The 10,835-nt window shown below is 34.2% G+C and carries 15 protein-coding genes and 1 pseudogene; 10 read left to right on the top strand and 6 right to left on the bottom strand.

Features of this window, described 5'->3' with window-relative positions:
* From ACJMLH_RS02770 to ACJMLH_RS02755, 4 genes and pseudogenes are all read left to right on the top strand, one after another.
* A pseudogene (locus ACJMLH_RS02770) lies at positions 1-408 on the top strand (hypothetical protein); the annotation flags it as partial.
* 36 nt (positions 409-444) lie between these two features.
* Entirely contained in the window at positions 445-600 is a 156-nt protein-coding gene (locus ACJMLH_RS02765; protein ID WP_405274507.1) for a hypothetical protein, read from the top strand.
* A gap of 38 nt (positions 601-638) precedes the next feature.
* Positions 639-1,091 carry a hypothetical protein gene (locus tag ACJMLH_RS02760; protein ID WP_405274505.1) on the top strand — a complete coding sequence of 151 codons (453 nt, stop codon included), beginning with the start codon at positions 639-641 and terminating at the stop codon, positions 1,089-1,091.
* An 8-nt stretch (positions 1,092-1,099) separates the two neighbouring features.
* Complete coding sequence (locus ACJMLH_RS02755) at positions 1,100-1,741, top strand: DUF116 domain-containing protein (RefSeq protein WP_405274503.1); 642 nt, start codon at positions 1,100-1,102, stop codon at positions 1,739-1,741.
* On the opposite strand, the gene ACJMLH_RS02750 is transcribed toward ACJMLH_RS02755, so the two are convergent.
* The 4 genes from ACJMLH_RS02750 to ACJMLH_RS02735 are packed head-to-tail and all read right to left on the bottom strand — an operon-like array spanning position 1,738 to position 4,752.
* Positions 1,738-1,947, bottom strand: coding sequence for a hypothetical protein (locus ACJMLH_RS02750; RefSeq protein ID WP_405274501.1), 210 nt, complete (start codon positions 1,945-1,947; stop codon positions 1,738-1,740). The two genes, ACJMLH_RS02755 and ACJMLH_RS02750, sit on opposite strands and share 4 nt — an antisense overlap.
* A gap of 1 nt (position 1,948) precedes the next feature.
* Entirely contained in the window at positions 1,949-3,151 is a 1,203-nt protein-coding gene (gene hmgA, locus ACJMLH_RS02745) for a hydroxymethylglutaryl-CoA reductase (NADPH) (protein ID WP_405274499.1), read from the bottom strand.
* Positions 3,151-4,014 carry a succinate--CoA ligase subunit alpha gene (gene sucD / locus ACJMLH_RS02740; protein ID WP_405274497.1) on the bottom strand — a complete coding sequence of 288 codons (864 nt, stop codon included), beginning with the start codon at positions 4,012-4,014 and terminating at the stop codon, positions 3,151-3,153. Before sucD ends, hmgA begins: the two co-directional genes overlap by 1 nt.
* A 12-nt stretch (positions 4,015-4,026) precedes the next feature.
* Positions 4,027-4,752, bottom strand: coding sequence for a hypothetical protein (locus ACJMLH_RS02735; RefSeq protein ID WP_405274495.1), 726 nt, complete (start codon positions 4,750-4,752; stop codon positions 4,027-4,029).
* A 141-nt stretch (positions 4,753-4,893) separates the two neighbouring features.
* On the opposite strand from ACJMLH_RS02735, the gene aroD reads away from it, so the two are divergent.
* The gene (aroD, locus tag ACJMLH_RS02730; protein ID WP_405274493.1) at positions 4,894-5,571 is read left to right on the top strand and encodes a type I 3-dehydroquinate dehydratase; all 678 of its coding nucleotides are present in this window, start codon (positions 4,894-4,896) and stop codon (positions 5,569-5,571) included.
* Positions 5,572-5,576: 5 nt separating this feature from the next.
* Complete coding sequence (locus ACJMLH_RS02725; protein ID WP_405274491.1) at positions 5,577-6,185, top strand: S24/S26 family peptidase; 609 nt, start codon at positions 5,577-5,579, stop codon at positions 6,183-6,185.
* A gap of 103 nt (positions 6,186-6,288) precedes the next feature.
* Here the strand turns inward: ACJMLH_RS02725 and ACJMLH_RS02720 are convergent, their stop codons facing one another.
* The gene (locus ACJMLH_RS02720; RefSeq protein ID WP_405274489.1) at positions 6,289-6,627 is read right to left on the bottom strand and encodes a P-II family nitrogen regulator; all 339 of its coding nucleotides are present in this window, start codon (positions 6,625-6,627) and stop codon (positions 6,289-6,291) included.
* Positions 6,628-6,635: 8 nt separating this feature from the next.
* Positions 6,636-7,853, bottom strand: coding sequence for an ammonium transporter (locus ACJMLH_RS02715; protein ID WP_405274487.1), 1,218 nt, complete (start codon positions 7,851-7,853; stop codon positions 6,636-6,638).
* 332 nt (positions 7,854-8,185) lie between these two features.
* On the opposite strand from ACJMLH_RS02715, the gene ACJMLH_RS02710 reads away from it, so the two are divergent.
* The 4 genes from ACJMLH_RS02710 to cbiT are packed head-to-tail and all read left to right on the top strand — an operon-like array spanning position 8,186 to position 10,828.
* Entirely contained in the window at positions 8,186-8,476 is a 291-nt protein-coding gene (locus tag ACJMLH_RS02710) for a hypothetical protein (protein ID WP_405274485.1), read from the top strand.
* A gap of 4 nt (positions 8,477-8,480) precedes the next feature.
* Positions 8,481-9,707, top strand: coding sequence for an HD domain-containing protein (locus tag ACJMLH_RS02705; RefSeq protein ID WP_405274483.1), 1,227 nt, complete (start codon positions 8,481-8,483; stop codon positions 9,705-9,707).
* 8 nt (positions 9,708-9,715) lie between these two features.
* On the top strand, positions 9,716-10,264 hold the full coding sequence (locus ACJMLH_RS02700; protein WP_405274481.1) for a UbiX family flavin prenyltransferase: 549 nt from the start codon (positions 9,716-9,718) through the stop codon (positions 10,262-10,264).
* Positions 10,265-10,828, top strand: coding sequence for a precorrin-6Y C5,15-methyltransferase (decarboxylating) subunit CbiT (gene cbiT / locus ACJMLH_RS02695; RefSeq protein WP_405274479.1), 564 nt, complete (start codon positions 10,265-10,267; stop codon positions 10,826-10,828). It begins immediately after the preceding gene.
* Positions 10,829-10,835 lie beyond the last annotated feature (7 nt).

Below are 10,835 nucleotides of genomic sequence, written 5' to 3'. Positions count from 1 at the left end.
GACGCATTGAAATATGCATATATGCCTCAGGATATTGCAAGAAGTTACAGGTCACTCGGTTATTATTATATTGAAGAGAACCAACTGGAAACCGCCTTTGCACTATTCAGATACAGCATGGAATATGAATTGAATCCGATGGCATATTCGGAAATAAATTATATCCAAAATAAAGACAAGAACATTGATTTATCATTAGATGAATCCATAGAAATAATTAAAAACAAAAATATCCAATTAGGAGTTAATCCTTTTATTTTAGAAACTTTAGATGAACTTATTGCAGAATATGAAGAAAATAAGCTGTATAGCCAAACATTATATTTTTTAGAACTTAAATATAACTTGACAAATGATGAAAAAACTATCGAAAAAATCAGAAATATTCAAGATTTAATAAAATATTAATATAATATATTATATATTATAATTAGGTGATTTTAAATGTGTTCTAGCGGAGGCCCAATGGCCGATATTGATTTGAAAAAATTGAAAACCAAAAAATATCGTTGTAAAGACTGTGGAAATACCTTTAAAGGTATTGGAAAAAAAGTAGTTTGTCCATCTTGCCAAAGTGACAACGTAGAACTCGCAGAGTAAATCTATTTACTCTATTTTTTATTTTTTTAGTGATTATTATGAATATTGATTTTAAAAATGATGAAATACTATTTCTTGAAGGTGAAACCGGAATCGTAGGTATTGTTAAGGTAGCTTATGAAAATAAAATGTTGTTCATTGCCACACAAGATAATGAAGAGATAGTTCAATTTTTAGAATCAGATGACATAATTGCCGTGTCCAACTTTAAAAAAGACAAACGGGCAGTAAGATCACAAGCCTACTTAAGCCGTGAGGAATCATCCCCATTAATAATATTAAATAAAGATCATCCTTCCACTAAACGATTGGAAACTGTAATATCAATTGGAGACGGAGTAAATTTGAATTGTAATATTATTCCAGGAACCCACCCAGAACAGAATATCCTTTGTTCATGTGACAGTTTATCAGGTCTTGAAATTGTAAAAACTCCAACAGGAGTAAAACTGAATAAAGAATTTGATAATTATACTATTGAGGAATTTTAGGTTAAAAAATGATATTTCTTGACTCATTTTACATGTTTTTAGGACAATTAGTGGTTTTTTTAGCTATTCTAATTGTCATACTTTTCATTGTGGTATTGATTTTGGGATATTTAATAGCCCGTAAAAACCAAGTTAAATTCCCCAGATTCCTATTATATATTGTTGACTTATTATACTCTCCATTTAAAACAATTGCACATTTTCTGAAATTGGATGACCATTTAATTGATGATATTGCAATTAAAGTCAGAGATGAAATTAACAAGGAAAAATTCAGGGAAATACCTGCTGAAAAAACATTGATTTTCTTACCCCACTGTTTAAGACATAGAGATTGTCCTGCAACACTTCAAAAAGAAGGGTTGAACTGTACAGAATGCGGTTTATGTTCCATTGGTGTTATCAAACATAAAGCCGAACCATTAGGATACAAACTCTACATTGTTCCGGGTTCAAGTTTTGTCAAAAAAATAGTAATGGAAAATAAGTTTAAAGCGGTTCTTGGAGTGGCATGTCATGAAGATTTAAATCAGATGATGATGTTACTGTCTGATTTTTGCCCTCAAGGAGTGTTACTTGAAAAAACAGGCTGTTTTGAAACAAAAGTAAATATCAAAAAAGTATTTGAAAAAATTGAATCCAAATACTAATCATCATCAAAATATAACATGAAATCATCGGATTCAGGAGTTTCACTGAATTCCTGTATGAACTCATTTAAATCCTTGATGAATTCCTTTTTTCTTTTATCCAACTCTTCAATTTTAGAATAATCTTTTTTAACTGCTATAGTCATTATTATATCATCAGTTTCAAGAGTCAGTTCAGGATATAATGAATCGACGAAATCGTCCATTTTATCCTCTTCCAAGTTCTTTGTGGGCTCTTGCAAGATGTCCTGCAGCAAGTGCGCCAACAAGTGATAATTCACCAGCCAGAACAGTACTTGCAACTATTTCAGCAAATTCACGAGCTTTACCAGAACCTGCTACACCTAATATTTCCAATCCTTCATGTGCTACTTCAAGGCTTGTTCCACCGCCTACAGTAGCTACAGGCAAATCAGGCAAGTTAACTGAGAAATATAAATCACCATTTCTGTTTTCTGCAGTGGTGATTCCCAAAGAACCTTCAACAACATGTGCCGCATCCTGGCCAGTTGCCAAGAATATGGCCGCAACCATATTTGCATAATGGGCATTATATGCCATGCTGCCGCTTGCTGCAGATCCAATTAAATTTTTAGCAATGTTTACTTCAACAATAGCTTCTGCTGTTGTTTTAAGCTTTTTGGCTACAATATCTTTTGGAATTAAAATATCTGCTATAACGCTTTTTCCTCTTCCTTCCACAACGTTAATGGCAGCCGGTTTTTTATCGACACATACGTTTCCGCTTAATGCTATGTGAGTTGCATTGGTTTCATCTGCAAGTTTTTCTAGGATTTTTTCAGAAGCTATTGTCACCATATTCATTCCCATACTGTCTCCAGTTGAGAAAACGAATCTAGGATAAACATAGCTTCCAACAATTAAGATAGGGTCTATTTTAATTAATTTACCATGTGAAGTTGTACTTTCTGCAATTTCTTTCAATTCATCGAAATTATCAACAAACCATTGTTTAATCTTTAAGGCATCACCAACACCCTCACATTTGATGGCAGGTGCACGAGTCATGATATCTGAAACTACCCTTGCATTAACACCACCGGATGCAGTAATGGTTGATGCACCCCTGTTAATTGATGCTACAAGTGCTCCTTCAGATGTGGCCAAAGGAACAAATACCTCTCTTTGACAGTATTCCCCATTAATTTTTAATGGTCCTGCTATTCCCATTGGAAGTTGTAAAACACCAATTGAATTTTCGATGTTACGGGCAGATGCCCTTTCCATATCCAAAGTATAATTTGAGATATTAGGCAAATCCAAATCGTATTTTTGTTCTAAAAATTCTCTTCTAATATCTGTTGCCTCTTTAGCGGAAACTTCTTTATCAACCTGATAAAGCTTCATTTCACCGCTCAATAATTTATCAATAATTTCCTGATTTGACATTACATAACCTTTTTAAGTAAATCTACAATTTCAGACGGTTTTATCGCTACATCAACACCGGCTTCGTTTAAAGCTTTGGTTTTACTTTCAACAGTGCCTGAAGAACCTTGAATAATAGCTCCAGCATGTCCCATTCTTTTGCCTGGAGGTGCAGTTCTTCCTGCAATGTAAGATACGACCGGTTTTGACATTTCTTCAGAAATGAATTTTCCTGCTCTTTCCTCTGCAGTTCCTCCAATTTCACCGATTAAAACAACTGCATCAGTTTGATCGTCTTTTTCAAATCTTTTCAAGATGTCGACATAATTGTCTCCGGTTACTGGGTCTCCACCAATACCGACAGCAGTACTTTGACCTATTCCTGCATTAGTAAGTTCGCTTGCAATCTCATATGTTAATGTACCGCTTCTTGAAATTACACCTACATTTCCCTCTTTGAAAATGTGAGTTGGCATGATTCCTAATTTACCTACTCCAGGAGATATGATTCCAGGAGTATTCGGACCGATAATTGTTGTGTCCATTTCCTTAGCATATGCCATGATTTTCATACTGTCATGAACAGGAATGTGTTCGGAAATAATGACAACTAAATCCAAGTGTCTAATTGCTTCAAATGCAGCATCCTTTGCAAATTTTGCAGGTACAAAAATGATTGAAGCATTAATGTCAACTTCTTCTTTTGCTTCCTCAATTGAATTGAAAATTGGCACTTTATCCAAGAATTTTTGACCACCTTTTCCAGGAGTGATACCTGCAACAATATTAGTATTATAGTTTAACATTTGTTCTGTGTGGAATGAACCTTGCTTACCGGTAATTCCTTGAACTAAACATTTTGTATCTTCATTTAATAAAATCATAATATATAACTCCTATCTTAATATTCTAGTTTTATTTTCAAATGGAACAGCTAAATCAATTACATTGCCGTTCATAAATGCGGTAGCGGAAAATATAACACTGCCCGGCAATACATTGCATGTTGTTCCACGTTTAACTAAATAAGTATTTTTATTTCCAAGTGCTGCACCAATCATTGCTCCAGCGATAACTCCGATAGATTCAATATCCTCAACAGTAGCTACAACAACTGGATCATCAGTTTCCGGTGAAACATATCCAACACCCGGTATTTTTCTTATTTTCGGTTCGATGCAATCAGATACATCAGTTAAATTTCTCATACCCCTTGCCGCTTCAATTGCCGAATTTGCAACATCCGCTACAAACGGTTCTCCCCCGTAAGTGTCAAAACCTAAAACAATTGCATCAGGATATCTGTCTGGTCTGATATTGGCTTCAGCATAAGAAATACCTTCACCAGCATCATCGGGATTTTGTGAAATTCCTGATAAATCGCCAAGGTTTTCCGCACTTTCTTTTAATACATTGACAATACCTTCATTAACAGTTTCAAGCAGGTCATCTTCTACAAATGCAGTTATAACAACATCGTCCCCTGTGACATTAGTTAAAGCAGCACTTCTTGCACCTAACTCGTTAAGTCTATGAAGATTTTGTTCAATAGTTTCTACTAGCTTAGAACTGCAGGACACGTCATTTTTAGATATGTCTGCCCCTATAGCTGTTGCTTTCAAATTAACACCTTGTATAATTGAATTAAATAATAAATAAAATATTAATATTTTATTGATATATATTTTGTTTTTTAATTTATATAAAGATTAAGAGAATTTTGAAGAAAATTTAATAAATAACCTAATAAATAAATAACAATAATGTATTCTCAAACTAAAATAGCAATTCCAATTTTTCAAAAGAATTGCAAAGATGTCCTTGAAGTGGCTAAAGACTGTATTGATAAAGGCGCTGATGTGTTGGAATTTAGAATTGATGCTCTTAAAAATCCAGATATTGCTGAAATTAGAAATACAATCGAAGAAATTAATTTTCCCATCATAGCTACCAATAGAATCAGCACTGAAGGCGGATCTTTTAAAGGTTCAGAAGAAGAGAGAATTGATATTTTATATCAATGCTGCGATTTGGCCGAATATGTTGATATTGAACTTCAATGCGATGACGAATACATAAATAAAATCCATGATACAGGTGTTAAAACAATTGTTTCCTATCACGATTTTGAAAAAACACCCGATTTAAATGAAATTACTTACATTGTTGAAAAAGAACTTGAGCTTGGAGATATTGCAAAGGTTGCTTTTATGCCACAGAATCTTGAGGACACATTAACAATACTTGCTGTTCTTTCACATTGTAAAGATACTATTGCTATTTCCATGGGCGATTTGGGAAGTTATACTCGGGTTATGGCATCCAAATTCGACTCCCCTATTACTTTTGCTGCAGGAAGAGATGCAACCGCACCAGGTCAAATTGATATTGAAACAATGAAAGCATTACTTAATATGGATTTGAATATCATGGATGAGTGATTTACATGGCTAAAAAGATTATTTTAGCTTTAATAATTCTGATTTTTATTGCAGTTGCATTTTTAGGAGTTACATCTTTTATAAATGATTCTGTAGACATTTATTTTGATGGTGAAAATGTCACCGTAAGCACCTATACTATTTCTGATATTGATAAGGATGGTCTGAACAAAGCCATCTGCAAATATAGCGTAGATTTGATGGACAATACTACTGCCGACATTAATTCTTATAAAAATGGAGTTAATGAAATTTGCAGGAATTATGGTCTTGAAAATCCTGAAATAAAAATTGATTCAAGCATCGGTGAAAATCAAATACCCGTTATTGTTAATGTTGAGGGAACTTCAATGCTTCCGACATTGCAGGACGGACAAAAAGTTCTAATAAACAAAACCCATAACATTAATGTCGGAGATATGGTTGTTGCCGATTCCAGCGAATATGGTGGAATCATAAAAAGGGTTGATGACATTGAAGGCCGTTCAGTTCATTTGGTCAGCGACAATCAGGAAATTTCATACGAACGCATCAACGGCAACTTATATGAAGTTAAAGGCATCAGCACTTGGGTTGACATTTCAAACATTAATGGTGTGGTAATTAAATATTAAAAAAAGAGAGGAAATAATGCAAAAGCACTATTTCCATAGGGAGATATGAGAATAATGAGGTCATCATCATCCTCTTTTGAATTTTGCCATACAAAGGGATTAGCTACACAGCATCATCCCCTTCTTCACCAGTTCTTATTCTAATTACATTGTCCACTGGATATATGAATATCTTTCCATCCCCTATATTTCCGGTATATGCACCTTTTTTAATTGCTTCTACAATTGTGTCCACACCTTCATCTTTGACAATGATTTCTATACGTGTTTTAGGAATTAAATCAATACAGTAGCTTGATCCTCTGTAAGATTCTTTAATTCCTCTTTGACTTCCACGCCCTTTTACTTCGGATACATTCATACCTTCACATCCTACCGCTGAAAGGGCATTTTTAACATCCTGGTATTTTTCCTGTCTTATGATTGCAACAATACTTTTCATAGTTACACCTAGTTAAAATTATATGCTGATTCCTCATGAAGATTTGTGTCAAGTCCACCAATTTCTTCATAATCTTCTACTCTGATACCGTTCATTGCTTTATCTAATACTTTAGCCAATATGAAACTAATTGTGAATGAGTATGCTAAAGTAGCAACGATACTTATAATCTGTATTACTACCTGGTTTGGGTTTCCAGCAATTAATCCTGCAACTCCTCCTATTGATGGAACTGCAAAGATTCCTGTTGCTAATGCTCCCCATACACCGGACATACCGTGGATTCCCCATACATCCAAAGCATCATCGTATCCGATTCTGGCTTTTAAGTAATAGATTGCAAAGTATGATACGAATGGAGCCACAGCACCAATGACCATTGCTGCCGGAACATCTACAAATCCTGCAGCCGGAGTGATTGCTACAAGTCCTGCCACTCCACCGGATATTGCGCCAAGCACGGTTGGTTTTCCAACCACATATGTATCCAAAGCAGTCCAAACTATTAATCCTACTGCTGCTGCAACATTTGAAACAATTATTGCATTTGCTGCAAGACCATCTGCTGCAAGACCTGATCCTCCATTGAATCCCATCCATCCAAACCATAGCAATGCTGCTCCGAGAACTGCATATCCTAAGTTGTGAGGGATTAATGAAGTGTCTTTACGTTTTCCAAGCACTAATGCAACAGCCAATGCAGCTGCACCTGAATTCATATGAACTACAGCACCTCCTGCGAAGTCAAGTGCACCCATTTGCATTAACCATCCTCCTCCCCATACCCAGTGGGCTACAGGGACATAAACTAAACAGGCCCATAGTACTGTAAATATTACCCATGCTTTTGTTTTCATCCTTCCAACGAGTGCTCCTGAAATGAGAGCTACTGTCAGACCTGCAAAGGCACATTGGAACATTACAAACAATAATGTTGGAATTGTTCCGTTTAAATCATCTAATGCAATTCCATGTAAGAAGAAATTGGTTGGAGATCCTATAAGACCGCTTATATCACTACCAAACGCAAATTGGTATCCGAAAGCTACCCACATTACACTTACAATAGAAAATGCTATAAAAGTTAAAAAAATTGTATTTAAAACATTTTTACGTTTACTTAATCCTCCATAAAAAAATGCGACAGCTGGAATACTCATTAAAAGTACTAAAAGACTGCATATGAGAATCCAAGCAGTGTCACCTGCATTAAAAATTACATCCATTTTATCTTCTCTTTTAATAATTAATCAAATTTATAAAAACACCGGCAATCGCCGGAAGTAATATGTCGGAAGTATCATTCCGACATATTGTTATTGAACACCATAGTATATAAACTTTTTTGTTAAATTAAAATTCGCTAAAATATCATCATCAAAATCAAAAAAATGATAAACAAACAATAATACAATGATAAAACAATATTGATTTATTCAAGGAAAAATGGAAATTTTTACTAAAAATTATTGTTTGAAGAAAATATTAAATATTAGCTTTTTAAAAAAATAATAATAGTATTGTTTAAATTATTTATTAAAATTAGAAAAGTGTTAGTATGAAAGACTCAATAAAAGCAAATTTAATAGTATTTTTAATAATCGCAACAATTGCATTTACTATTAGCAGCGCTTTTGCAAGCTTAACAATAACTGAAGACAATGACTCATATAAGTTAAGTTCAGTGGAAAATGACTCATTTGAACCAAAATATATTGAAGAAGTTCCAACAATCATTCCAAAAGTTGAAAATACAACAAACCGCACAAACGTAACTAACACTACAAACATAACACCCGATTGGAATAATACTTGGATTAAAAATACTACAATTGATTGGGAGTATTGATAAAATGGCTGAAAAGAAAAAATTTATCAGAGATAGTGTCTATGGAGATATCAGCTTAAACAAATTTGAAGAAAGAATAATGGACATGCCACAATTCCAACGTTTAAGAAGAATAAAACAGCTTGGATTGATAAGTTTAATATATCCCGGAGCCACACACACCAGATTCGAACATTCAGTTGGAACAATGAATCTGGGGTCAAAATTATCAGCAGAACTCGATTTGCCTGAGGATGATATAGAATTAATTAGAGCATCAGCACTCCTGCATGATATTGGACATGGCCCATTTTCACATGTCTCTGAAGGAGTTCTATCATTCCCCCATGAAGAATTAACAAAATTTGTAGTTACAGAAACTTCAATGCGCGATTTGCTTGAAGAAAAATTTGATGTTAATGAAATCGTTGACATCATCAGCGGAAAAGGATATCTGGGCCCAATAGTTTCAGGAGAACTCGATGTAGACAGGATGGATTATCTGTTAAGAGATTCCCACAACACAGGTGTTGCTTACGGAATTATTGACTATGAGAGAATAATTTCAAATTTAAAACTTGAAGACGGTTTAATTTTAGATATTAAAGGTGTTCAAGCAGCTGAAGGAGCATTAGTATCAAGATATTTCATGTATCCAAGCGTTTACCAGCACCATACAACCCGAATCGTGAATTCAATGTTTAGAAGAGCCTTGAAAAAAGTAATTGATGAAGACATTATCAATGAAAATGATATTTACAAATATGATGACGCTGAAATAATTGGAATATTCAGACACTGCGAAGATGAATTCGTCAATGACATCATGGCCAGACTGGACAACAGACGAATCATGAAAAGAGTGAAAACAATCAGACTCGATAATTTCAAATATCCGGAAAAAATGTATAAAATCGAACAGAAAGCATTGAGAAAAGCTGAAGAGGAAATAGCTGAAGATTATGACATTGACAAAAATTATGTATTCATCAATATCGCAGAATACCCTCGTTTTGATGAAATGAAAACTCAAGTAAATGTCGATGGAAAATTATACCCTTTAACCGAAATATCAAATATTATTGGAGCTTTAAGTAAAGCTCGATTCAATATTCCTGACATCAGTGTTTATGTTGATGAAAGTGAAAAATCAAAATTTGGCAAATTTAAGCTAGAAAACTATCTTGATTTGCCTGAAATTGACAGAGAAAAATTCCATGGCATTCACTATGACCAGATAAAACTATTTTAGGAGATAATATGATAGTAGTTGCAATAACCGGAGCCAGTGGAGTAATATACGGAATAAGATTACTCGAAGTGCTGAATGAATTGAATATAGAAAATAGTTTAGTTATAAGTGATGCCGGAAAAATTGTTATTGAATCAGAAACCGAATACAGTGTTGAAGACGTGATTGGTCTTGCAGATACCTACTATGACTTCAACGATTTAACTGCTTCAATCAATAGTGGATCATTTAAAGCGGATGCGCTGGCTATTGTACCGTGTTCCATGAAGACATTATCTTCAATAGCCAATGGATACGGTTCAAATACAATAACAAGAGTGGCAGATGTTAGTCTTAAAGAAAGAAGAACCACCGTTATTGTTCCTCGTGAAACTCCACTTAGAAGCATTCATTTACAAAATATGCTAACATTATCACAAGAAGGAGCTATCATTTTACCTGCAATGCCAGGTTTTTATTCGACACATGATACAGTCGATGACCAAATTAATTTCATTGTGGGAAAAATCCTAGACTCTTTAAAAATTGAAAATAATCTATTTAAAAGGTGGGAATAAATGTTAGAAGACAAAGATTTCTTTAAATCTTGTGATGTTCCTGGACCAACAAAAGAAGCAATAAGAGCAATAATTCTTTATAAATCAGGGGTAACCTCCGATGATAAAGTAGTCGACTGCGGATGTGGAACCGGAGGAATTACCTGTGAATTTTCCCAGAGAGCCGGCGAAGTAATAGCAATAGACACAAATCCTGAAGCTATTGAAATGACTTCAAAAAATCTTGACAAATTTGGTTTAGGAGATAATGTCACATTAATTAACGATAATGGAGCAAATGCCCTAAAAGATATTGATAACATCGACATTGCCATTGTTGGAGGCAGTGGCAGAGAACTTGAAAATATCTTGGACATTGTTCATGAAAAATTAAATTCAAAAGGCAGAATCATAATTACTGCAATACTTGTAGACACTAAAGTAGAAGCAATAAACAAACTAAAGGATTTAGGATATAATCCGAAAATCATGGAAGTCAACGTTTCTAACGGAAGAGTTCTGGACCGTGGAATTATGATGATTAGCGAAAACCCGATAGCTATCATAACTGCCAAAAAAAGATAAAATTGGA

Source organism: Methanobrevibacter sp. (genome assembly GCF_045116495.1).
In the GTDB taxonomy this organism is placed as follows: Archaea; Methanobacteriota; Methanobacteria; order Methanobacteriales; family Methanobacteriaceae; genus Methanocatella.
Note: the sequence above shows the minus strand (reverse complement) of the source record. Positions and strands in the feature narration are given on the sequence as shown.